This window comes from Bradyrhizobium sp. AZCC 1610 (assembly GCF_036924515.1).
GTDB lineage: Bacteria > Pseudomonadota > Alphaproteobacteria > Rhizobiales > Xanthobacteraceae > Bradyrhizobium.
Genome location: NZ_JAZHRR010000001.1, coordinates 7,119,310 through 7,141,434, shown reverse-complemented (window position 1 = coordinate 7,141,434; position 22,125 = coordinate 7,119,310). Strand labels below are relative to the sequence as shown.

Sequence of the window (22,125 nt, the reverse complement as noted above, 5' to 3'; positions counted from 1 at the left end):
TCCGGGAACGTGAGCTACTCGCTCGCGAGCGAAGCCATAACTTCCTGCGCCGCCCGCTCTCCGCTGTCCCTCGCGCCATGCGCCGTCGAGAAAAATTCCGGCGAGGTAGCTTCTCCCGCAAAGAACAGCCGTCCATCGACCGGCGCGGCGAGCACTTCGCGATCTCCTGCGTGGCCCGGCAGCGCATGCGAATACGAGCCTCGCGCGAAGGGGTCATGAGCCCAGCGCGATTCCGCGAGCGGCTTCAGCTTGCGGCGAAAATCGTTGCCGAGGATTGAGACGATCTCGTTGATGCTCTCGGCCGCGAGCGAGCCGGGGCCGGCGTCTTCCAGCGCTTGCGCGAAACGGCCGCCGAAAAAACCTTCGATGCAGGGCTGGCCGAACGGGCGCAAATGATACGTGCCCATTTCGGTGCGCATGGTGGCGGCGCGCAGATTGCCCTCGGTCGGCAGTGCCTCCGGCTCGTCAAGCGCGAGCGTCACCTTGTCGGCGAGGCCAAGCGGCAGGCCGCGGGCGGCGTCGACTTTTGCCGGCAAGGGCGGGTGAAAGCGGATCGTCCCGTCGGCGATCAGGCTGGTCGGCACGGTGACGATGACCTTGTCGGCCGTCAGCGCGCCCTGCGAGGTCTCGATGCGGACGCGTTTTGCCGAATGATCGATCAGCGTTACCTTGCAATTGAGCGCGGTCGGACATGTCGCGCCATAGGCGGCAATCAGCGCACCGTAGCCGCGGCGGATGCGCCAGTGGATGTCGGTGTCCTCATAGGCGTCCATGTCGAGAGTGGAGACCTGATCGAGCTCGCAGCCGTTGACGTAGGTCGAGATCGCATCGATCATCGGATTCCAGCGATTGCCGGGTTCGAGATAGAGGCTGGCGGCGCAGTCGCGGCCGGTCTTCGCAGCTGCCACCGCACCCTGCTCGGCGCGGTCATAGAAGGCATTGAGCGCGCGCATGAAGTCGTCGCGGTCGTCTTGTGGAAACGCCTTGCCATAGGCGCGTTCGTCCCAGGGCGGCAACGACCGGTTGATCTCGAAGCCGAGCTGCTCGGCGAGTGCGACGAAGGAATTCTCGTCTGCCGAATGCAGCCAGCCGCAGCCGACGTCGAAGGTGACGTCAGGCGAGGCCATGATGGTGTGCGCCCGGCCGCCGACGCGGTCGCGCGCTTCCAGCACGAGGACGGAGAGGCCGGAATTCTTCAGCGCATTCGCAGCGCCAAGGCCCGCGGCGCCGGCACCGATGATGGCGACATCGACTGAGGAGGGGAGGGACATTGCGTCGTCTGCTTCATTGTCATGCCCGGGCAAAAGCGCGAAGCGCGTCTTCGCGCCAGATGTCCCGGGCATCCACGTTCTTGTTTAGCAGTATCGAAGACGTGGATGGCCGGGACAAGCCCGGCCATGACGGGTTGTTCGGTGGACAGCGGCTTACGCCACCGCTTCCTTGGCCTTTTCCGCGCGCTTGCGGTCGTTGGCGTCCAGGAACTTCTTGCGCAGGCGGATCGACTTCGGGGTCACTTCGACCAGCTCGTCGTCCTCGATATAGGCCAGCGCCTTTTCCAGCGTCATCCGGATCGGCGGCGTCAGGCGCACCGCTTCGTCCTTGGAGGTGGTGCGGATGTTGGTGAGCTGCTTGCCCTTGAGCACGTTGATCTCGAGGTCGTTGTCGCGGGTGTGCTCGCCGACGATCATGCCCTTGTAGACCTTGCAGCCCGGCTCGATCATCATCGGGCCGCGGTCTTCCAGCTTGAACATCGCGTAAGCCACCGCGTCGCCCTGATCGTTGGAGATCAGCACGCCGTTGCGGCGGCCCTGGATGTCGCCCTTGTAGGGCGCGTAGCCGTGGAACAGGCGGTTCATGATCGCGGTGCCGCGGGTGTCGGTGAGCAGTTCGCCCTGGTAGCCGATCAGGCCGCGGGTCGGCGCGTAGAACACCAGCCGCAGGCGGTTGCCGCCGGACGGGCGCATCTCGATCATCTCGGCCTTGCGCTCGCTCATCTTCTGCACGACGACGCCGGAATGCTCCTCGTCGACGTCGATCACGACTTCCTCGATCGGCTCCTTCCACTGGCCGGTCGCCTCATCCTTCTGCAGCACCACGCGCGGACGCGACACCGAGAGTTCAAAACCCTCGCGGCGCATGGTCTCGATCAGGATCGCAAGCTGCAATTCGCCGCGGCCGGACACTTCCATGGCGTCCTTATCGGAGGCCTCGACCACGCGCAGCGCGACATTGCCTTCGGCCTCGCGCAGCAGGCGGTCGCGGATCATGCGGCTGGTCACCTTGTCGCCTTCGGTACCAGCGAGCGGCGAGTTGTTGACGATGAACGACATCGACACCGTCGGCGGATCGATCGGCTGCGCCACCAGCGGCGTTTCGACCGACGGATCGCAGAAGGTGTCGGCGACGGTGCCCTTGGTGAGGCCCGCAATCGCAACGATGTCGCCGGCGTCGGCTTCATCGAGCGGGGTGCGTTCGATGCCGCGGAAAGCCAGGATCTTGGTGATACGGCCCTGCTCGATGGTCTTGCCGTCGGCGCCAAGCACCTTCACGGCCTGGTTCGGCTTGATCGAGCCGGAAGTGATGCGGCCGGTGATGATGCGGCCGAGATAGGGATTGGCTTCGAGGATGGTGCCGATCATCCGGAACGGGCCTTCCTCGACGGTCGGCGGCGCGACGTGGCGCACGATCAGGTCGAACAGCGGCTGCATGCCGACGTCTTGCGGACCATCCGGGCTGTCGGCCATCCAGCCTTGCTTGGCCGACCCGTAAAGAATTGGGAAATCGAGCTGCTCCTCGCTGGCGTCCAGCGCTGCAAACAGGTCGAACACCTCGTTGATGACTTCGGTCGGGCGGGCGTCGGGACGGTCGACCTTGTTGATGACGACGATCGGCTTCAGTCCGACCTTGAGCGCCTTGGAGACCACGAATTTGGTTTGCGGCAGCGGACCTTCGGCCGCGTCCACCAGCACCAGTGCGCCGTCCACCATGTTGAGGATGCGCTCGACCTCGCCGCCGAAATCGGCGTGGCCGGGGGTGTCGACGATGTTGATGCGGGTGTCCTTCCACTGCACCGAGGCGGCCTTGGCCAGAATGGTGATGCCGCGCTCGCGCTCCAGGTCGTTGGAGTCCATCGCGCGCTCGGTCACCTTCTGGTTCTCGCGATAGGTGCCGGATTGCTGCAGCAGACGGTCGACCAGCGTGGTCTTGCCGTGGTCGACGTGGGCGATGATGGCGACGTTACGAAGGTTCATGGTTCTTCTTCTGGTCGTGCAAAGGTTGACGCGCGATCTCACCGGAAAACCGGGACCCACTTTTCCGGATCGCGCTCTAAAACCTGGAATACTGGCGCGTGATGACGCTTCTTCGAATCGTCATCCCGCTCCATCTATTTTGTTTGAGCATGATCTCCGGGCAAACGCGTACCGCGTTTGTCCCGAGGGAAAACCGGTACCCACTTTTCCGGATCATGCTCCAGGGGCGCTTTTCCCCTAAAAAGGAAGCCCGGCCAAAAGGACCGGGCACACCTTACGCGTTGCGGCGCAATATATTCAGAAAACGCCAAAAAACAATGGTTGGTTTGGCATTTGGTTAGCCGATTTTGGGCGTGTCGCCGGCCTCAATTGCTCTTTTCGGGATCGGGGTAGACCCCCGCAAAACCTCGTCAAATTGACCCTTCACGGCCTCGTTGCAGCCGCAGGACCGGTTTCGCAGCAGATTCGGGTTGCGGATCAGGATCGAGCCGCGCCGGGTTCTCCGTTTATGTGTTCAGTAGTGGACAGACGGTAGAACTTACATGTGGTGGTCTCAGTTCCGGAACCGGCGATGCGCTTTTACGGGCGTCGGCTGGCGATGCGCGTTCCGCGGCTTCGGCCCGGGCCTCTGATCCAATGCTGAACCTTGAACTGGCGAGAGACATGGACCCCGCCTCTTACGACGGCATGCCCAACGATGTCTTGATCGTCGAAGACGATCCAATCATTGCGCTCGACTGCGAAGACACGATTTTGGAGTTTGGCGTGAAAACGGTGCGGACCGCCGCGAACGTGGCCAAAGCGCTCGATATGATCGCCGACCGGCCGCCGGAATTCGCGCTGCTCGATGTCAGCCTCATTCGCGAGAAGAGTTTTGCCGTGGCCGAACGGCTGGAGGCGCTCAAGATTCCGTTTGCCTTCGTCACCGGCTATGGCGCCGACGCCCGGCTCCCGGCCGCATTCGCGGCTAAGCCGAGGCTACCGAAGCCCTATTCGACCGACGCGCTGCAGGCGATAGTGAAGAACGGCGGCATAAAGCCCTGAGCGGTTGCGGCCGTCGCGACGGCTACACCGGTTTGGGATCGAGCGTTGTCGACCACAGCGCCACGTCGGCGCGGTCGCGCAAGGCCACCGTCATCTGCCCGCTGGCACCGTCGATCCTGACGTGGCCGAAGAACTGCATTCCGGCCGACGGCGGCAGGTTTTGATTGCCGGGCCCCGGCGCCTTGATGAACTTCAATTCGGGTCCGAAGGTGTTGTCGAGTTCGTTCGGGCCAAACGTGCCGGCGTGCAACGGTCCGGCAACGAACTCCCAGAACGGGTCGAACTCCTGAAACTGCGCCTTGTCGGGGTTGTAGTAGTGCGCGGCCGCATAGTGCACATCCGCCGTCAGCCACACGGTGTTGACCATGCCTGATGTCTTGATGAAGCGCAGGAGGTCGGCGATCTCCAGTTCGCGGCCGCGCGGCGGCCCGTCGCCCCGCGCAACGGCCTCCGAGCCCTTCTTGTTGCGTGCATCGTCATAGACGACGATGCTGAGCGGCATGTCGGATGCGATCACCTTCCAGGTGGCGCGCGAATTCAACAGCCCCCGTTTCAGCCAGGCGAGTTGCGCAGGCCCGAGAAAGAAGCTTTCCGGCCCGTAGGCCGTCTCCTGGTTCTCCCCGTTGGCGCCGCGATAGCTGCGCTCGTCCAGCATGAACACGTCGAGATGCGGACCGTAACTCAGCGTGCGATAGACCCGCCCCGGCTCCGTGATGCTCTCGCGCATCGGATACATTTCGTGGAACGCGCGCGCCGAACGGGCGGCGAGCAGGGTTATGTTGCGTTCCTTGTAGGCCGCGGGCAATTCCTTCGACGGCGACCAGTTGTTGGTGACTTCGTGGTCGTCCCATTGCACCAGGACCGGCACCTCGGCGTTGAACGCGCGCAGATGCTCGTCCATGAAATTGTACTTGTGCGCGGCGCGGAATTCGTCGAGCGTTTCGGCGACTTTTGACTTCTCCGGGGTCGTGAAATTCTTCCAGACCTTGCCGTCGGGAAGCGTCACCTCGCTCTTGATCGGTCCGTCGGCATAGACGGTGTCGCCGGAGTGCAGCAGGAAGTCCGGGCGATGCTTGCGCATGGTGGCGAAGGTGAACATGCCGCCATCGTCAGGGTTGATGCCCCAGCCCTGTCCGGCAACGTCGCCGCCCCAGACGAAACTGACGTCGCGGCGATCGGCCGGCGCGGTGCGGAATCGTCCGACCACCGGCTCGCTTTCGATGCCGGTATGCGCGAGGTCGCGAAACCGGACACGGTAGAAGATATCCTGCCCGGCAGGCAGGTTCTCCAGCAGCATTTTCGCGGTGAAGTCGCTTTCGGGCAACGCCGCGATCGGCGGCAAGGTCCGTGCGTTGGCAAAGGACTCCGACGTGGCGACCTCGACCAGCATTTGCGAGGGGCGGTCGGCGCGCGCCCACACCACGCCGCCATCGGCGCCGATATCGCCGGATTGCACGCCGGAGGTGACGACCGGCCGGTCGGCGGCGCGGCTGAGGTAAGGCATTGCAAGGGCGCCCATCGCGCCGGCGCCAGCAAGAAAACGCCGCCGGGAAAGTCCGCGAGAAATCCTGAACGTCATGCGTGCTCCCTTCGGTCCGGTGCGAGAATGCAGTGCCGGCCCCGCCAGAGCTAGAAAGAATTGATGACCGTTCGATTACGGGATTTGCAGATCAGGCGTTGCCGGCCGCGCGGAATTGCGCGCTCGCCCGTTGCAGGTTTTGCGGCATGCTCATCAACAGCGCCTTGCGGTCGGCCACCGCGTTGTGGAACTGCTCGATCGCGATGTTGAACGCGGTCAACGTGCCTTCCTCGATCGCGCCGTGCTCGAAGCATTGCAGCGTGTCGCGCAGAATGGCGTCCGCTTCCGACTGCATCTGGTCGAGTTCTTCCATCGAATCGCATTGGCGGGCGGCGGTCAGCATGTCGAGAAGCCGGTCGCGCTGCGACGTGTTGATGCCGCGATCGTCCTTCTTGAGATATCCGGCGAACCATGCGCCGGCGGAACCCATCGCCGACAGCGCCATCAAGGCCCACCAGATGTAATCGCTGTAGCGGTCGAGGAAGGTTTTTTCCTCGCCGTCGACAAAGGCTGCGGCGCCGGGATGAACCGGGATCGTGGCGTCCTTGTCGGTATCGGGCGTCTCGATCTTGGCGGCCAGCGGAAATTCGTTCTTCAGCGTCTGGCGGATCGCAAACAACTGCCGCGTAAAGATGGCGATGGTCGATTCCGCAATACCCCTGCGCGCCACGATGTGGTGCGAGAAGCTGATCGTCTTGATCTCTTCCTCGGGCCGGCCCGGCGCGCCGCCAAATGTTCCGGCCGGGATGTCGGAGGCTTCGTAGGGAGGATGGTTCTGCGCAATCGCCTCGGCCGAATCGATCGCGAGGAATTTCGGCGTGCCGCCGTCGCGCACGGAGGCGGCGATCGCGTCCGCCGTGATCTTGCTGTTGACCGGGCCGGCGGCGAGATAGGCGTCTGCCTTTTGGCTACGAATGGCCTCGGCAGCCTCGTTGGCGGGGAACTGGACGATCTCGACCTTTGCCGGATCGACGCCGTATTGCCGCAGGATCACCTTGAGCAGATTGACGTTGGCCTGTGTGCGGCCGACGACGCCGATGCGGCGCCCGGCGAGCTGGCCGATTTTCGTGATGGCGGGCGCGGCCTTCTTTCCCTTGGTCTTGGCCGCAGGCGGCACCCACAGCACCACGACATTCTTGCGCAGCGTCGCCACGGCCTGCGCATTCTTCGGCACATCGAGGTCGCCCCTGATGATGGCGAGATCGGCCTTGCCTTCGCCGAGCAGGCTGGCGCTCGCCAGCGCGCCATCGGTCTGCACCGGGCGCAACCGGACCACGCTGTTTCGCTGGGTGTTGAAGGCCTGCGTCAGGTTCTGAACGACTTTGAGGTCGTCGCTGTTGGCCGGGCCGACGGCGATCCGCAGCGTCACTGGCCGCATGGCAAAGTAATAACCGGCGACCAGCGCGCCGACGATGGCCAGCACGCCGGCCAGCGTGACGAATGTCAGCCGTTGTTTCGCTGAGCGGGGCGAGGGTGGGGCCGGCTTTTCCGAAGGGAGGGGGCCGTCGCTCATCAATCCCTGGATGATCGTTCGAGGTGCAATTTTATGCCGCCGGCACGCTTACACGAATACTCTAGCAAATTTCCCGCTTAACCATTGTTACATCTCCGTCATGGTTACCGGCGCCCACGCCGCCATTGTGCGCCTGTTGCGGCCTATTTTGGGCTGGGGGACCCCGATGCGGCCTTCGGTGTTAGAGTACGAGGAGCTGAAACGGGAGGCGATCATGGCGGAACGGCTGTCGGCGGAGGCGCGGAAATCGGCGCTGGCGGAACTTCCCGGCTGGTCCGAGACGCCGGGACGCGAGGCGATCGGGCGGACCTTCACCTTCAGGGACTTCAACGAAGCCTTCGGATTCATGTCCCGCGCTGCTCTGGTGGCGGAAAAGAACGACCATCATCCGGAATGGAAGAATGTCTACAAGACGGTGGACGTGGTGCTGGCGACCCACGACGCCGGCGGCGTGACCCTGCTCGACATCGAGCTGGCCAAGGCGATGAACGCGATCGCCAGGCAATTGGGCGTGGCCTGAGTTGGCGTGGCCCGCGATCTTGTAGCGGCGGCCCGACATCCCCAATTCTTGAATCATACGAAGCGGCCGCGGCGATCTGCCGCGCCGGGTTCCGAGGAGCGCCGCGATGGCATCGTCCGATCATACCGCGGGTTCTGAACCGGCCGACCGGCTGGCGCAGGACCGCGAGAGCGCGCGTCGGCGCTTCTGGATCAAGTTCAAGCAGGTGGTGGCGCAGCTTCCCTTCGCCGAAGACCTGCTCGCAGCCTATTACTGTGCGTTCGACAAAGAGACGCCGCGTCACGTGCAGGCGGCGCTGCTCGGCGCTGTCGCCTATTTCATCCTGCCGCTCGATTTCATGCCGGACATGCTGCCGTTGCTCGGCTTTACCGACGATGCCGCCGTCCTGGCCACCGCCATCCGCTTGGTCGCGGGCCACATCACGCAGGAGCATCGCGATGCCGCCCGCGCTGCGTTGAAGCGCGGGATCGACACTGGGGACGCGACGAAATAGTAGCCGCCCGTAGTCTTTTGCGTTCCGATTGAATCGGAACGGGCTCAGGATTTTTGGTGTGACGCGTTTTCTTGACGCGAACCGGTCCCCACCCCGGATCAAGTCCGGGGCAGGTTTTCGCTGGAAGACGCTTTAGTTAGCGCTGCGCCGGAGCCTGCGCCCTTGCGCTTCGCTCGGCTTCCCAGGCCTGGAATTGCCTGAACAGGGTTTCCTTGTCCGCGTCCGTCTTGACGTTTGCCGCGGTCGCCGGGCTCTGTTTCAGGAAATCATCGAACCTGGCGCGCGATACGGCCTCCACGTTGTGGCTCTTGAGCCATTGCTCGGCGACCGGCAGGCGCTGCCAGTCGGGCAACGGCGTCGACAGCGAGACCTCCTTCCACTTCGGGTGGAACGGGGGGTTCTGGAACTTCGGAAACTTCGTGAAAAACGCGTCCACGAACAGAGCCAGCTTGCGATAACGGTCGGTGTTGGGGGCCCAGTTGTAGGCCGCGAGCACAGCGGGCACCGCGATGGTGTCGACGCGTGCGCCTTCCGCAATCAGGTTGGGATAATCCTTTGAGGTGAGCGTGGCCGGCAGATAGTCGGTCTGCAGCGGCTTTGAATAGTCGACCGGAACCAGATGGAAGCGGTCGTCCTTGAACGCTGCGACGGACTTGTACGGTTTGCCGCCGACGGCAATTACGGCGTCGATCTCGCCGGCCCTCATCTTCTCCATCGCGATGCGCTGTTCGAGATAAAGGAAGTTGGGCTTGATGCCGAGCCGCTCGAACACGATCGCGGCGGTGACGAAGGTGCCGCCATTGGGAAGATCGACACTGACCTTCTTGCCGTTGAGCTGGCTGATGTTGGTGACCGATTTCGAGGCGAGGACGTACATTTCTTCATTGTAAAGCTTGGTCACATAGGTGAACTGCTTCTTGATGTCCTTCGCAAAGCCCTTCTTCTCGAGATAGTCGAGCGTGTCTGCGCGCACAATGCCGAGGTCGACGCCCTGCAGGAACAGGATGTCGGCGACGCTCTGCACGGAGCCGCGCCCGACGATCGGAAGTACGCGCAACTTGTTTCCGTCGTCGAGCACGGAAGCGAGGTCAGCACCGAACTGCACATAGGTGCCGCCGATGGTTCCCGAGATCAGCGTGACAGTATTGGCGTTCAGCGCCTGCTTGGTGGCAACCGAACCGAACTGAAAAATGGCCTTCAGGCTTTCGCTGACTTTGGCCGGATCGTATTCCGGCTCTGCGGCACGGGCCGCTGTGTTGCTGCATGCCATCGTCATGGCAAGCAACGCCATTCCGAACAAATGTCGCATAGATACCTCTGCGCTGATCTAGAGTAATTGCTTAGTTCTGCAGCTGACCGAGCCGCCGTTTCGCGTCCGCCGAACCGAGATCTGCGGCCTTCTGATACCAAACCCGCGCTTCCGCAGGATCGGGTGCGACACTCCGCAAGTCCTGGCTGCCCAGCACCTGCGGATCGTATGTCCCCGCCAGCATCAGCGCCGCGTCGGCCTCCTGCGCGTCCGCGGCCCGTTCGAGCAGCAGTCGGGCGGAAGTGATGTCGCCGATTGAAAGCAGGCTCTTCGCCCGCTTCAGCAGCGCCGCAAGCTCGTCCGGATCGATGCGTCTTGCCGGAACCACCTCCCGCGTCACCGGAACGGGCTCACGAACGGCCGGAGCAACCGCGACGACCGTGGCCGCCGGAGTTAGCGCAGCGACCTCGCGGGCAGCGTCGCGCGCCACCGGCTCAGGCGCTGCGACCTTGCCCTTGAGCGCGCTCTGATAAGCCGCGGCGATTTCGTCGCGCGTCGGCGATGCCGATGCCAGCGCATTGGGCGGCGAGCGGCGAGCGGCCGCAATCTCCGCGCCGGACGGCTCGGCGGCCAGCGGCGGTGCGGCAATGCGCTGCGGCTGCGCAGGCTCCGGCATCGCCGCGGCAAGCTGGGCCGGCGGCGGCGCGCTGCCGCCACCGCCGCCGAGCGAGGCGTTGAAGATGACGGCACGCGTCGAGTCGATGGAAAACAGCGCGAGAACGGCCGCTATTGCCGACACCACCACGACGCCGGTTACGATGCGCCCCGCGCGCGGTTTCTTCCGGCTGCCGCTCGCGAAAGTATATTCGGAGAGTGCCTGATGAGCCTCTTCCTCATAGTTGGAAAGGAAAAGCGGCACCGGCTCGTGCGGCGGCAGCTCCTCTGGCAGCGCATCCGTCCGATCATACTGCAGCGCAAAGGGCTGCTCGTATTGAGGTGGCTCATATTGGGGCTGCTCATATTGAGGCTGCGGCTCATATCGCAGCTGCTCTCGTAGCTGCTGGTATCGAGCTTGATCGGCCTCATACAACCGAGGATCGCTGATGGCTTCGTCGAACCTGTCGAACGGATCTCTCGGCTGAGTTGGCAGCCTTGTATTCTCCACCATGGTGATGCTCCCCACTACTGAACGCAACGACGGGCGTTCCCCTGCACCTACTTCTTGCTCTTCTTGACGTACAGGAGCCCCTTAACTGATGGTTAAAGTCGCACACGGAATGGGCTCAAAAAACGGCGGCGGCAGGCGCGAATTGGGATATATTTTGGTATAATTGAGGCAGACAAGCGGCATAAGGGGGTTCTGGAACACGCATTGTTACCGAGAAATGATCTCGGTGATATGACGTGGAGGCATGTGTCACACAGCGACACACCTCTCCGGCCCGCGCATCGCACGGACCGTTTGCACTTCTTCAAGCGGACGACAATTCAACAATTCAACGATTCAACGGGCGATCCGGCATCTCCACTCAGGGATGCAGGATCACCTTGCCCATCGCCTTGCGGCCGGCGAGCACCTTCAGCGCTTCGGCGGTTTGCGCCAGCGGAAACGTGCGATCGACATGCGAGGAGATCTTGCCTTCCGCAGTCCACCTCACGAGCTTTTCCAGGTTGGCGCGGTTCTTCTCCGGATTGACCCTGGTCCACGCGCCCCAGAACACGCCGCGGATATCGCAGCCCTTGAGCAGCGCGAGGTTGAGCGGCATCTTCGGAATGTCGCCCGCGGCGAAGCCGATCACCAGGAAGCGACCTTCCCAGGCGATCGCGCGCAAGGCGGCTTCGGCGTAAGTGCCGCCGACCGGATCGAAGATGATGTCGACGCCCTTGCCGCCGGTGAGCCGGCGCAAACCCTCTTTCAGGTCTTCCTTGCTGTAGTTCAGGGTGAGCTCGGCGCCATGCGCCTTGGCAAATTCGAGCTTCTCGTCCGATGACGCGCAGGCGATCACCTTCAGGCCCATCAGCTTGCCGAGTTCGCAGGCCGCAAGTCCGGTGCCGCCGGCAGCGCCCAGCACAGCAAGCGTTTCACCGGGCTTCGGGCTGGCGCGGTCTTCCAGCGCGTGCAGCGCCGTGCCGTAGATGATGATGATGCCCGCGGCGCGATCGAAATCGAGGTTGTCGGGAATCTTCACAATAGAGCTTGCCGGCAGCGCGATCTTTTCGCGCGCGCCGTTATGGCCGCATGACGCGACCACGCGGTCGCCGACCTTCAGGTCGGTGACCCCTGCGCCGACGCTTTCGATCACGCCGGCAACCTCGGCGGCCGGCGAAAACGGGAATGGCGGCTTGATCTGGTACTTGCCCTGGATCATCAGGATGTCGAAGAAATTCAGCGCCGCGGCCTTGATCGCAATCACGGCCTGTCCCGGTTCGGCCACCGGATCGGGGACGTCGGCCAGCACGAGGTCGTCGGGTTGGCAATATTGCGAGCAGAGAATGGCTTTCATGGGCGCACCTGATTTTCGAAACCGGAAGGCTGGCAGCTTCATGCCGGATTTGAAGCCGGGCTACAATCCGCTTCGGATGCATGGCTTCATGGTGGTCGAGGGAGATTCAAACGATGTTTGAAAAGGGCTTGCTGGCGGGAAAGCGGATATTGGTCACCGGTGGCGGATCGGGGCTCGGGGCTGCGATGGGACACCGCTTCGTCGAGCTCGGCGCCGAACTGATCATTTGCGGCCGCCGGCTCGAACTGCTGGAGGCGACGGCCGCGCGGATGCGCAGCGAACTCGGCGGCAAGGTGGGCGTGATCGGTTGCGATATCCGCAACAGTGCTGCGGTCGATGCCATGATGGAAGAGATATGGCGCGAGGCGCCGATCGATGTGCTGGTCAACAATGCCGCCGCGACCTTCATCGCGCAGACCGAACATCTGTCGCCGCGGGCGGCCGACGCGATCCTGGCGCCGACACTGCACGGCACGATGTATTGCACGCTCGCCGCGGGCAGGCGCTGGATCGACGGCAAGCATAGCGGCGTGGTGCTGAGCATCCTCTCGACCTCGACGATCACCGGCCGCGCCTTCACGGTGCCATCGGCGATGGCGAAATCCGCCGTGCTCGCGATGACCAGGAGCCTTGCGGTGGAATGGGGACCCAAGGGTGTGCGCACGGTCGCGATCGCGCCCGGCGCGTTTCCGACACCTGGTGCTTCGGGTCAGCTCCGCCCCGAGGGCCGCGATGAAAGCTGGGCGCAACGCAATCCGCTCGGCCGCGCCGGCGAGCATGGCGAACTTGCTGACCTGGCGAGCTTTCTGATTTCGGACCAGGCCGCTTATATCAATGGCGAGATGGTGGTGCAGGATGGCGGCGCCCATTTGCGAAGTTCCGGCGCCGAGGATCTGTTGCAATGGACCGATGCGCAGTGGCAAAAGCAGCGCGAGCGCCGTCCCAAGGGCTGAAACCAAGGCTCGCGTTTTTGATTCGCCAAAGGGATCTGGGACGAAGCGTCGCCGCGGCGGTAGGCAACACTGTAACTGCCTTCCCAAAAAAGCATTTCCCGGCTATCCATCCCCGGCGGCGCGAAGCGCTCTCGGGCCATCTTCCAGTCACAATGATAAGGGAACCAGTTGTCCGTGTTGCGAATACTGACATTTCTGGTTGCGGTTGCGGCATTGTGTGGGGCGGCATCCCTCGCGCAAGCACAGAGCGCTGCGTCGAAGGGCGCCAAAGAATCGGCAAAGGAAGCGGCCAAGCCTGCGCCTGCACCGGCGGCAAAGCCTGGGGCCAAACCTGCGGAACCGGCGGCGGCCGCTGCAGGCGGCGCAGAGCCCACCTTGATCGGTCAGTACGGCACCTGGGGCGCCTACACGGCGACGCCGAACGGCAGGAAGGTCTGCTTCGCGCTGGCGAAGCCATCGTCATCCAAAACCAATCCGCCGAATCGCCCGCGCGATCCCGCCTACGCTTTCGTCTCGACGCGTCCGGCGGAAAAAGTCGTCAACGAAGTTTCGATCATGATCGGCTACGCGCTGAAGCCGGGCTCGGAATCCGCTCTCGAGGTCGGCGGCTCGTCGTATGCGATGTATACCCAGGGCGACGGGCTCTGGATCAAGAACGCCGCAGAGGAAGAGCAGATGGTCAGCGCCATGCGCAAATCCGCTGAAGTCACCGTCAAGGGCGTTTCGGCCAAGGGCACCGAGACCACGGACGTCTTCTCGCTGAAGGGGCTGTCCCAGGCGCTCGACCGGCTGGCGCAGGACTGCAAGCGCTAAGCCGCTTTTAAGCCCAGAATGACGTTGTTTACCGGCCCTGGAAGGCCTATTTGAGTGCTACCTCGTAGGGTGGACAAAGGCGCATTGCGCCGTGCCCACCGTTAACGCTTGCGGTGGGCACGGCGGAGTTCATCATCGGGCGCGCATTCGCGCGAGCCGGTGGCTTTGCCCACCCCACGTATCTCAAGAACAGAAACACAATGACCGTCGCTTCAATCGAGAGCAGTTCCTCGGCCCAGGCTCCCCTCGAGAAGGTTCCGCTCGAAACCTACGTGTCGCCCGCAAAACCCTCGCTGATCGGCCTGTCGCGCGCCGAGATCGCCGACCGGCTGGGCGAGGTGGGCGTTGCGTCGGCGCAGCGCAAGATGCGCACGCAGCAGCTCTGGCACTGGATGTATGTCCGCGGCGCCAAGGCGTTCGACGAGATGACCAGCATTTCGAAGGAAATGCGTGCGCAGCTAGAGCAGCATTTTACCGTCGATCGCCCCGAAGTGGTGGCCGAGCAGGTTTCCAACGACGGGACCCGCAAATGGCTGTTGCGCCTGCCGAGCGGTGACGCGTTCCAGAAGGCGCATGAAGTCGAGTGCGTCTACATTCCCGAAACCGATCGCGGCACGCTGTGCGTTTCCTCGCAGGTCGGCTGCACGCTGAATTGCTCGTTCTGCCACACCGGTACGCAGCGGCTGGTGCGCAATCTCACCGCCGGCGAAATCGTCGGCCAGATCATGGTGGCGCGCGACCGCCTCAATGACTGGGCCGATCGCGAGACGCCGACCGGCAGCCGCCTCGTCACCAATGTCGTGATGATGGGGATGGGCGAGCCGCTCTATAATTTCGACGCGGTGCGCGATGCGCTGCTGATCACAGCCGACAATGAAGGCATCGGCATTTCCCGCCGCCGCATCACGCTGTCGACCTCGGGCGTGGTGCCGAACATCATCCGCACCGGCGACGAAATCGGGGTCATGCTGGCGATCTCGTTGCATGCGGTGCGCGACGAGTTGCGCAACGAGCTGGTGCCGCTGAACCGCAAATATCCGATTGCCGAATTGCTGCAGGCCTGCCGCGACTATCCGGGCTCATCGAACGCGCGGCGCATCACCTTCGAATATGTGATGCTCAAGGGCATCAACGATTCCATGGATGATGCCAAGCTGCTGGTGAAGCTGCTCAAGGGCATTCCGGCCAAGATCAATTTGATTCCGTTCAACCCATGGCCCGGCACGAAGTATGAGTGCTCGGACTGGGATCAGATCGAAAAATTCTCCGAATATATCTTCAATGCCGGCTACTCCTCGCCGGTCCGCACGCCGCGCGGCCGCGACATCCTCGCCGCCTGCGGCCAGTTGAAGTCGGAGACCGAAAAACTGTCCGCGCGCGAGCGCCAGGCGCTGCGCGCCATGGCGATGACGGATTGAGTGAATGATGCGTCGCCACGCAGGCCGTCATTGCGAGCGAAGCGAAGCAATCCATCTTTCCGCTTGCTGTGAGATGGATTGCTTCGTCGCGGAGCCTGTCATCGGGCGCGCATTCGCGCGACCCGTTGGGTCCTCGCAATGACGGTGCGGGCATGGCGTTAATCGGCCGCATTTTCGTCATCCTGTTCGCATTTCTCGCCGCCTGCTTCGTGGCGGGAATGATCGTGGTTGGCGCGGTGCTGTATCCGGAGTTCAGCGATCTCGACGGCGGGGCAATAGACCAGAGCGCGATCAATGTCGTGCTCGGCTTCGGCTTCATCTTCCTGTCCGGCTTTGCGCTGCTGCCGGCGCTGATCGTGGTTTTGATCACCGAGGCCTTCTATATCCGCAGCGTGCTCGCTTATGCGGTCGGCGGCGCAATCGTCGGAGCGGCCTGCTATCTCGGTCTTATTCCGTTCGACCCCGAGACGCTGCGTTTCGACGGCATCGTGCGCCGCCACCTCGAAATCATGACCGGCGCGGGCATCGTCGCCGGCCTGGTCTACTGGATGATCGCGGGCCGATCCGCCGGCGCCTGGCGCGAACCGCGGCCTCCGCTGCGGCCACCGCCGCCATTGCCGTCGCAGTCCCGGCCGCTGTCGTGACGCTAGGTGTCGTCCCTTTCTTCCTTCTGGGTTTGAGCCTTTTCATCCCCGACCGCCTCGGCTAAACCCCGCGCCATGAACCGGACCGGACTTGTTATCGCGTTGGGCCTATCGCTCGTCATCGGACTGCTGTTCGGGATTTTCCCCGAACTCGACTTGAAGCTGGCGGCGTTGTTCTACGATCCCACGAGCACATCGTTTCCGCTGAAGCAGAACGGGCTTGCCGCCTTTGCGCGCGATGGCGCGATGTGGATCGCCTGGGCGCTGGCGCTGCCGGCGCTGATTGCCATCGTGGGAAAGCTGGTGCGGCCGGATCGGCCGATGCTGGTTTCGGGACGCGCGGCGGTGTTTCTGCTGGTCACCATCCTGCTCTCCGCCGTCGTGCTGACCAACCTCACCTTCAAAAGCTATTGGGGACGGCCGCGGCCGGTGATGGTGACAGAGTTCAATGGCCCCTGGCAGTTCGTGCCGTGGTGGGATCCGCGCGGGGAGTGCGGGCGAAACTGTTCATTCTTCTCCGGCGAGGGTGCCACCGCGTTCTGGACCTATGCACCCGCGGCCCTGACGCCGCCGGCATGGCGGCCTCTGGCCTATGTCGCGGCGACCGCGTTCGGGGTTGTGACCAGCGTGCTGCGGATGGCGTTCGGCGGGCATTTCTTTACCGACGTCGCCGCCGCGGGCCTCGTCAGCTTTTTCGTGATCTGGCTCTGCTATGGCTGGATTTACCGCTGGCCGTCGACCCGGCGGTCAGACGAGCAAATTGAGGCCGCGCTGGCGCGTTGGGGCTGGCCCGGCTACCGGCTGTTGCAGCGCTGGCGCGGGCGTGAAGTAGGGTAATCCGATCCCGCCGCCGTACCTCACTATTAAACGCGTGCCCATCAGCGCGAAATTTGATATTCGCGCCCCCAAGCCGCATCCGCCATTTCGACCGATTGGAAGCTCCATGAGTACGATCTTGAAAAGCCTGCCCAAGGGGGAAAAAGTCGGCATCGCTTTCTCGGGCGGTCTCGACACCAGCGCGGCGCTGCTCTGGATGAAGCAAAAGGGCGCGCGCGTCTTTGCCTATACCGCCAATCTCGGCCAACCTGACGAGGCCGATTACGACGAGATTCCGCGCAAGGCGCTCGAGTTCGGTGCCGAAAAAGCCCGGCTGGTGGATTGCCGCATGCAATTGGTCCACGAAGGCATCGCCGCCATCCAGGCCGGCGCCTTCCACGTCTCTACCGGCGGCATCGCCTACTTCAACACCACCCCGCTCGGCCGCGCTGTGACCGGCACGATGCTGGTGTCGGCAATGAAGGAGGACGGCGTCAACATCTGGGGCGATGGCTCCACCTACAAGGGCAACGATATCGAGCGGTTCTACCGCTACGGCCTGCTGGCCAATCCGAGCTTGCGGATCTACAAGCCCTGGCTCGACCAGCAGTTCATCGACGAGCTGGGCGGTCGTGCGGAAATGTCGGCATTCATGACCGCCAGTGGATTCGCCTACAAGATGAGCGCCGAGAAGGCGTATTCGACCGACAGCAATATTCTCGGCGCAACCCACGAGGCCAAGGATCTCGAGCGCCTCGACAGCGGCATCAAGATCGTCAATCCGATCATGGGCGTGCCGTTCTGGCGCGACGACTGTGTCGTCAAGGCCGAAACGGTCGTCGTGCGTTTTGTGGAGGGCCAGCCGGTCGCGCTGAACGGCCAGACGTTCGCCGACCCGGTCGCGCTGTTGCTCGAAGCCAACGCCATCGGCGGCCGGCATGGCCTCGGCATGAGCGACCAGATCGAGAACCGGATCATCGAGGCCAAGAGCCGCGGCATCTACGAAGCGCCCGGCATGGCGCTGCTGCACATCGCTTACGAACGCCTCGTCACCGGCATCCACAACGAGGACACCATCGAGCAATACCGGATCAACGGCATGCGCCTCGGCCGATTGCTCTACCAGGGGCGGTGGTTCGATTCACAGGCCCTGATGCTGCGCGAAACCGCCCGTTGGGTGGCACATGCCGTCACCGGTGAGGTGACGCTCGAGCTGCGCCGCGGCAACGACTACTCGCTCCTGAACACCGAGAGCCCCAATTTGACCTATCAGCCGGAACGGTTGAGCATGGAGAAGGTGGAGGATGCGGCGTTCACGCCGGCGGACCGTATCGGCCAGCTGACAATGCGCAACCTCGATATCGCCGATACCCGCGCCAAGCTGAAGCTCTATTCAGACACGGGCTTGCTGACGAGTGGCGACGGTTCCGAGATCTTCAAGCTCGGTAACGACAAGAGCTGAACCGCGCGGCTCGAGTGCTGCGAGCCAGGGCCCATTCTACTTTGCATGGGGTCGTTTTCGCGATTTTGTTTCCGGGCTCCTGCCGGCACCGCCCAAGGCGCTTCCGACCAATGTCCGGATGCCGTTGTAATCGCGGCGTCATTTGGCACGGCTAGATTCGCCACCCAGCGCGTGCACGTGTTCGTCGGCGCGCCATCGACGATTGCGGAGTACAAGACATGACCATGATCAAGCCATTCGTCGCAACCGCGCTTGCGGCCGTGCTGTCGGGATCGCCTGCGCTGGCCCAGACCATCTATCCGATCGACCGCGCCGAGATCCTTGCCGGCGCGCGCTTCGACTTCAAGGTCGAATTTCCAGATCGGGTCGATCCCTCGAAATTGAAGGTGACCGTGAATGGCGAGGACTTCGCCGCCGCCTTCGGCCAGCCCGGAACGTTCGTCGAGCGCGAAGACGGCAAGGATCAGTCGGCGCTGACGCTTCGCGGCGTAACCCTGACCAGGCCGGGCAACGTCACGGTGGAAGTCAGCGACGGCACGCGCAGCCGCACCGTCGCGTGGACGGTTTACAATACCGGGCCGCGCAAGGCGAAGAACGTCATCCTGTTTATCGGCGACGGGCTGTCGCCGGCGCATCGCACGGCCGCCCGTCTGCTCTCCAAGGGCATCGCGGAAGGCAAGAGCCTCGGCAAGCTTGCGATCGACCACATGCCGCACATGGCGCTGGTGGCGACCGCCGGCTCGGATTCGATCATCACCGATTCGGCGAATGCCGCCAGCGCCTACGCTACCGGCCACAAGACTGCGGTCAATGCCATGGGCGTCTATGCCGACCGTACCGCCAATCCGTTCGACGATCCCCGGGTCGAAACCATCGCCAGCCTGGCGAAACGACGGCACGGCATGGGCATCGGCATTGTCACCAATACCGAAGTCGAGGACGCCACGCCGGCGGCAATGGTGACGCATACCCGCAGGCGTGCCGCCTATGACGAGATTGTTGAACAGCTTTTTGCGGCAAAGCCCGACGTATTGATGGGCGGCGGAGCTGCGAATTTCCTTCCGCAAACCGCCCCCGGGTCGAAGCGCAAGGACGACGTCGATTATGTCGCCAGATTTCGCGACGCCGGCTACTCGGTTGCGACGACAAAGACCGAACTCGATGCGGTGAACGCCAGATCCGACACGCGCAAATTGCTCGGCCTGTTCGCCACGGGAAATATGGACGGTGCGCTGGACCGCAAATTTCTCAAGGGCGGCGACGTCAAGAAATTTCCCGACCAGCCCGATCTGACCGAGCAGGTGCAAACCGCGTTGAACATTCTGTCGAAAAACGATGCCGGCTTCTTCCTGATGGTAGAGTCCGGGATGATCGACAAATACGCTCATCTGCTGGATATGGAGCGCGCGGTCTACGACACCATCATGCTCGACAACGCTGTCAGCCTTGCCCGCAAATGGGCGCAGGCGCGCGGCGAAGATACGCTGATCCTGGTGCTCGCGGACCACAATCATCCCAACAGCCTTGTCGGAACCATCAGCGACGACATGAGCACGACGCCCAACGTGCCGCTGCGCGAGCGCGTGGGCACCTACGACAAAGCCGGATTTCCCAACTATCCGGCTCCCGATGCCGATGGCTATCCGTCGCGCGTCGACGTCAGCCGGCGGCTCGCGATTTTCTCGGCGAGCCTCCCGGACCATTACGAGACCTTCCGTCCCAAGCTCGACAATCCCAACGAGCCCAGCGTCAAGGGCGATGCGCCGGGCACGTTCAAAATCAACGAGAAGTACAAGGATGTCCCGGGCGCCGTGCTGCGCTTCGGCAATCTGCCAGCGATGATGGGCGCCAGCGTGCATTCAGGAGAGGACGTCATCCTGACCGCGGTCGGTCCGGGCAGCGAACGGATTCACGGCTCGATGGACAACACCGATGTGTTCCGCATCATGGCGGACGCGCTTGGCCTCGCAGCCGCGGGCCAATAGCTTCGCGCCAGCGTTCCCCGCGCGTCAGGAGACCGGCGGCGCGGCAAACATCAGCTTGACGCAGCTGCGGAAGATCAGGATCTGCCGTTCGAGACGGCTCGGATCGTTCAGCGTCTTCGACATGATGATGGCGCCGTCGACGATGCAGGACAGCATGTCGGCGACATCGTCGAGGTCGACCGGTTCTCTCGGCGGATACACCGCGGCGATGCCGTCGAGAATCCCGCGGAAGCGCGCGTTCCAGTCCCGCACCGACTGCGCGGTCAATTCGCGCACCTCGCGATCGAACAACCGTTCCTGATAGCAGATGCTGGCAATCAGGCAGCCGGGATGGCCGTTCGGCAGGTCGGACATCGTTTCTGCGAGCAGCTTCAGCGAAATCAGGAAGGACTGCAGCGGATCGTCGGACAATTGGCGGCCGCGCGCGAAGATTTCGTCGAACAGGTGGTCATTGGTCGCGACATAGCGGCGAAGCATCTCGCGGGCGAGCGCATTCTTGTCCTTGAAGTGGTAGAAGAAGCCGCTCTTGGTGAGGCCGGCCTCGGCGATCACTTCGTCGATCGAGGTCGCGCCAAATCCCTTGGCGAGAACTGCGGCCTCCGCGATTTCGAGAATTCGCTCGCGCGTTGCCTCGCCCTTTCCCATCCGCTTCTCCAAAACTGCACTCACGGTACGGTTTCTCCATTGCCGACGGTGCGGCGGCTTTGCGTCTTAAGCCGCAACCATTTGAATTTGTATGTTTTTGCAGCTTCAGGTTCATCCGCACCACGGGCCGCCTAGCAAGCCGCGACACTATGAGGCACCAACATCGCCCGACCCAGACCTGGGCGGGAACGACCTACCGACGGCACGAAACGTTCCGGAGATGTTGAGATGGCCAAATACAGAGACGATCTTCCGCAACGGCGCGGCGGCATTTTCCTTACCGATGGCGGCATGGAAACCACGCTGATCTTTCACGAAGGAATCGAACTGCCGCATTTCGCCGCCTTCGTACTGCTCGACAGCGCTGAAGGCCGGCAGCAGTTGAAGCAGTATTATGCCAGCTATCTCGCGGTCGCGCGCGAGCATGGGGTCGGTTTCGTGCTCGACAGCCCGACATGGCGTGCCAATCCGGATTGGGGCACAAAGCTCGGCTACGACGCGGTCGCGCTTGAGGAGATCAATGTCCGCTCGATTGCATTTCTTGAGGAGTTGCGCGCCGGTTGGGAGAGGCCAGGCGCGCCCTGCGTCATCAGCGGCGCGATCGGCCCGCGCGGCGATGGCTACAAGGCAGGCAACATGGCGGCTGACGAGGCCGAGTCCTACCATCAGGCGCAGATCGCCGCCTTCGTCGAGGGCGGCGCCGACATGGTCACGGCCTACACGCTCACCAGTATCAACGAAGCGATCGGTGTCGCGCGGGCAGCGCGGGCGCTGCGGATTCCGGCGGCCATCTCGTTCACCGTGGAGACCAACGGCCGTCTGGTGAAGGGAGAGACGTTGCGCGAGGCGATCGAGACCGTGGATCGCGAGACCGGAGGGTCGCCCGAATACTTCCTGATCAATTGCGCGCATCCAACGCATTTCGAGGATGCGTTGAAGGCGAGCGAAGCCTGGACGGCGCGCATCCACGGCGTCAGGGCGAATGCTTCGACGAAGAGCCACGCCGAACTTGACGAGTCCGTAACTTTGGATTCGGGAGATCCGTCCGACCTCGGGCGGCGTTACCTCAATCTCAGAGGTGCATTTCCGAAGATGCGTATTCTCGGCGGGTGCTGCGGCACCGATCACCGGCACGCCAAGGCGATTTGCGATGCCTGTGTGCCGCCACGTGCGCTCAGCGCCTGAAGGGATAAAAAATGGCCGGGATTGCTCCCGGCCATTTTTCATTTTGTAACG

General features: G+C 63.1%; 20 protein-coding genes. 12 read left to right on the top strand and 8 right to left on the bottom strand.

All coding sequences use genetic code 11. The features are described 5' to 3' along the window. Window positions 1-14 precede the first annotated feature (14 nt). Window positions 15-1,271 (bottom strand): flavin monoamine oxidase family protein, encoded by a 1,257-nt coding sequence (locus V1279_RS34915; protein WP_334445317.1) that lies wholly within the window; start codon window positions 1,269-1,271, stop codon window positions 15-17. A 153-nt stretch (window positions 1,272-1,424) separates the two neighbouring features. Further along, complete coding sequence (gene typA / locus V1279_RS34910; RefSeq protein WP_334445316.1) at window positions 1,425-3,251, bottom strand: translational GTPase TypA; 1,827 nt, start codon at window positions 3,249-3,251, stop codon at window positions 1,425-1,427. A gap of 663 nt (window positions 3,252-3,914) precedes the next feature. On the opposite strand from typA, the gene V1279_RS34905 reads away from it, so the two are divergent. Then, window positions 3,915-4,295: a response regulator gene (locus V1279_RS34905; protein WP_334445315.1), complete on the top strand. Its 381-nt coding sequence runs from the start codon at window positions 3,915-3,917 to the stop codon at window positions 4,293-4,295. A 22-nt stretch (window positions 4,296-4,317) separates the two neighbouring features. On the opposite strand, the gene V1279_RS34900 is transcribed toward V1279_RS34905, so the two are convergent. Beyond that, complete coding sequence (locus V1279_RS34900; RefSeq protein WP_334445314.1) at window positions 4,318-5,874, bottom strand: alkaline phosphatase D family protein; 1,557 nt, start codon at window positions 5,872-5,874, stop codon at window positions 4,318-4,320. 91 nt (window positions 5,875-5,965) lie between these two features. Beyond that, window positions 5,966-7,387 carry a TAXI family TRAP transporter solute-binding subunit gene (locus V1279_RS34895; protein ID WP_334445313.1) on the bottom strand — a complete coding sequence of 474 codons (1,422 nt, stop codon included), beginning with the start codon at window positions 7,385-7,387 and terminating at the stop codon, window positions 5,966-5,968. A 214-nt stretch (window positions 7,388-7,601) separates the two neighbouring features. Between V1279_RS34895 and V1279_RS34890 the strand changes: the two genes are divergently transcribed. Together V1279_RS34890 and V1279_RS34885 are read left to right on the top strand one after the other, a co-directional pair. Beyond that, window positions 7,602-7,907, top strand: a complete 306-nt coding sequence (locus tag V1279_RS34890) for a 4a-hydroxytetrahydrobiopterin dehydratase (protein ID WP_334445312.1) — start codon at window positions 7,602-7,604, stop codon at window positions 7,905-7,907. Between the two features lie 106 nt (window positions 7,908-8,013). After that, the gene (locus V1279_RS34885; protein ID WP_334445311.1) at window positions 8,014-8,400 is read left to right on the top strand and encodes a YkvA family protein; all 387 of its coding nucleotides are present in this window, start codon (window positions 8,014-8,016) and stop codon (window positions 8,398-8,400) included. Between the two features lie 136 nt (window positions 8,401-8,536). Here the strand turns inward: V1279_RS34885 and V1279_RS34880 are convergent, their stop codons facing one another. The 3 genes from V1279_RS34880 to V1279_RS34870 form a co-directional block, all read right to left on the bottom strand. Further along, window positions 8,537-9,709 (bottom strand): TAXI family TRAP transporter solute-binding subunit, encoded by a 1,173-nt coding sequence (locus V1279_RS34880; protein WP_334445310.1) that lies wholly within the window; start codon window positions 9,707-9,709, stop codon window positions 8,537-8,539. 31 nt (window positions 9,710-9,740) lie between these two features. Then, a complete protein-coding gene (locus tag V1279_RS34875; protein WP_334445309.1) occupies window positions 9,741-10,817 on the bottom strand; it encodes a hypothetical protein in 1,077 nt (358 codons plus the stop codon). A 361-nt stretch (window positions 10,818-11,178) separates the two neighbouring features. Continuing rightward, window positions 11,179-12,153 (bottom strand): NADPH:quinone oxidoreductase family protein, encoded by a 975-nt coding sequence (locus V1279_RS34870; protein WP_334445308.1) that lies wholly within the window; start codon window positions 12,151-12,153, stop codon window positions 11,179-11,181. Between V1279_RS34870 and V1279_RS34865 the strand changes: the two genes are divergently transcribed. From V1279_RS34865 to V1279_RS34830, 8 genes are all read left to right on the top strand, one after another. After that, complete coding sequence (locus V1279_RS34865; protein ID WP_334445307.1) at window positions 12,143-12,274, top strand: hypothetical protein; 132 nt, start codon at window positions 12,143-12,145, stop codon at window positions 12,272-12,274. The genes V1279_RS34870 and V1279_RS34865 overlap by 11 nt on opposite strands. After that, the gene (locus tag V1279_RS34860) at window positions 12,267-13,106 is read left to right on the top strand and encodes an SDR family oxidoreductase (protein ID WP_334445306.1); all 840 of its coding nucleotides are present in this window, start codon (window positions 12,267-12,269) and stop codon (window positions 13,104-13,106) included. Before V1279_RS34865 ends, V1279_RS34860 begins: the two co-directional genes overlap by 8 nt. A 168-nt stretch (window positions 13,107-13,274) precedes the next feature. Further along, window positions 13,275-13,919 (top strand): invasion associated locus B family protein, encoded by a 645-nt coding sequence (locus V1279_RS34855; protein ID WP_442894857.1) that lies wholly within the window; start codon window positions 13,275-13,277, stop codon window positions 13,917-13,919. A gap of 200 nt (window positions 13,920-14,119) precedes the next feature. After that, window positions 14,120-15,337: a 23S rRNA (adenine(2503)-C(2))-methyltransferase RlmN gene (rlmN, locus tag V1279_RS34850; protein ID WP_334445304.1), complete on the top strand. Its 1,218-nt coding sequence runs from the start codon at window positions 14,120-14,122 to the stop codon at window positions 15,335-15,337. A gap of 152 nt (window positions 15,338-15,489) precedes the next feature. Then, window positions 15,490-15,981 (top strand): hypothetical protein, encoded by a 492-nt coding sequence (locus V1279_RS34845; protein ID WP_334445303.1) that lies wholly within the window; start codon window positions 15,490-15,492, stop codon window positions 15,979-15,981. A gap of 75 nt (window positions 15,982-16,056) precedes the next feature. Then, on the top strand, window positions 16,057-16,818 hold the full coding sequence (locus V1279_RS34840; RefSeq protein ID WP_334445302.1) for a phosphatase PAP2 family protein: 762 nt from the start codon (window positions 16,057-16,059) through the stop codon (window positions 16,816-16,818). 106 nt (window positions 16,819-16,924) lie between these two features. Continuing rightward, a complete protein-coding gene (argG, locus tag V1279_RS34835; protein ID WP_334445301.1) occupies window positions 16,925-18,259 on the top strand; it encodes an argininosuccinate synthase in 1,335 nt (444 codons plus the stop codon). Between the two features lie 224 nt (window positions 18,260-18,483). Beyond that, the gene (locus V1279_RS34830) at window positions 18,484-20,244 is read left to right on the top strand and encodes an alkaline phosphatase (RefSeq protein ID WP_334446715.1); all 1,761 of its coding nucleotides are present in this window, start codon (window positions 18,484-18,486) and stop codon (window positions 20,242-20,244) included. A 24-nt stretch (window positions 20,245-20,268) separates the two neighbouring features. Here the strand turns inward: V1279_RS34830 and V1279_RS34825 are convergent, their stop codons facing one another. Then, a complete protein-coding gene (locus tag V1279_RS34825) occupies window positions 20,269-20,889 on the bottom strand; it encodes a TetR/AcrR family transcriptional regulator (RefSeq protein WP_334446714.1) in 621 nt (206 codons plus the stop codon). 228 nt (window positions 20,890-21,117) lie between these two features. Between V1279_RS34825 and V1279_RS34820 the strand changes: the two genes are divergently transcribed. Continuing rightward, window positions 21,118-22,074, top strand: a complete 957-nt coding sequence (locus V1279_RS34820; protein WP_334445300.1) for a homocysteine S-methyltransferase family protein — start codon at window positions 21,118-21,120, stop codon at window positions 22,072-22,074. Window positions 22,075-22,125 lie beyond the last annotated feature (51 nt).

Bases quoted from the DNA above. Each gene is read 5' to 3' on its own strand.
- V1279_RS34915 (WP_334445317.1), bottom strand. From the start codon at position 1,271: ATGTCCCTCCCCTCCTCAGTCGATGTCGCCATCATCGGTGCCGGCGCC.
- typA (WP_334445316.1), bottom strand. From the start codon at position 3,251: ATGAACCTTCGTAACGTCGCCATCATCGCCCACGTCGACCACGGCAAG.
- V1279_RS34905 (WP_334445315.1), top strand. From the start codon at position 3,915: ATGGACCCCGCCTCTTACGACGGCATGCCCAACGATGTCTTGATCGTC.
- V1279_RS34900 (WP_334445314.1), bottom strand. From the start codon at position 5,874: ATGACGTTCAGGATTTCTCGCGGACTTTCCCGGCGGCGTTTTCTTGCT.
- V1279_RS34895 (WP_334445313.1), bottom strand. From the start codon at position 7,387: ATGAGCGACGGCCCCCTCCCTTCGGAAAAGCCGGCCCCACCCTCGCCC.
- V1279_RS34890 (WP_334445312.1), top strand. From the start codon at position 7,602: ATGGCGGAACGGCTGTCGGCGGAGGCGCGGAAATCGGCGCTGGCGGAA.
- V1279_RS34885 (WP_334445311.1), top strand. From the start codon at position 8,014: ATGGCATCGTCCGATCATACCGCGGGTTCTGAACCGGCCGACCGGCTG.
- V1279_RS34880 (WP_334445310.1), bottom strand. From the start codon at position 9,709: ATGCGACATTTGTTCGGAATGGCGTTGCTTGCCATGACGATGGCATGC.
- V1279_RS34875 (WP_334445309.1), bottom strand. From the start codon at position 10,817: ATGGTGGAGAATACAAGGCTGCCAACTCAGCCGAGAGATCCGTTCGAC.
- V1279_RS34865 (WP_334445307.1), top strand. From the start codon at position 12,143: ATGGCTTTCATGGGCGCACCTGATTTTCGAAACCGGAAGGCTGGCAGC.
- V1279_RS34870 (WP_334445308.1), bottom strand. From the start codon at position 12,153: ATGAAAGCCATTCTCTGCTCGCAATATTGCCAACCCGACGACCTCGTG.
- V1279_RS34860 (WP_334445306.1), top strand. From the start codon at position 12,267: ATGTTTGAAAAGGGCTTGCTGGCGGGAAAGCGGATATTGGTCACCGGT.
- rlmN (WP_334445304.1), top strand. From the start codon at position 14,120: ATGACCGTCGCTTCAATCGAGAGCAGTTCCTCGGCCCAGGCTCCCCTC.
- V1279_RS34845 (WP_334445303.1), top strand. From the start codon at position 15,490: ATGGCGTTAATCGGCCGCATTTTCGTCATCCTGTTCGCATTTCTCGCC.
- V1279_RS34840 (WP_334445302.1), top strand. From the start codon at position 16,057: ATGAACCGGACCGGACTTGTTATCGCGTTGGGCCTATCGCTCGTCATC.
- argG (WP_334445301.1), top strand. From the start codon at position 16,925: ATGAGTACGATCTTGAAAAGCCTGCCCAAGGGGGAAAAAGTCGGCATC.
- V1279_RS34830 (WP_334446715.1), top strand. From the start codon at position 18,484: ATGATCAAGCCATTCGTCGCAACCGCGCTTGCGGCCGTGCTGTCGGGA.
- V1279_RS34825 (WP_334446714.1), bottom strand. From the start codon at position 20,889: ATGGGAAAGGGCGAGGCAACGCGCGAGCGAATTCTCGAAATCGCGGAG.
- V1279_RS34820 (WP_334445300.1), top strand. From the start codon at position 21,118: ATGGCCAAATACAGAGACGATCTTCCGCAACGGCGCGGCGGCATTTTC.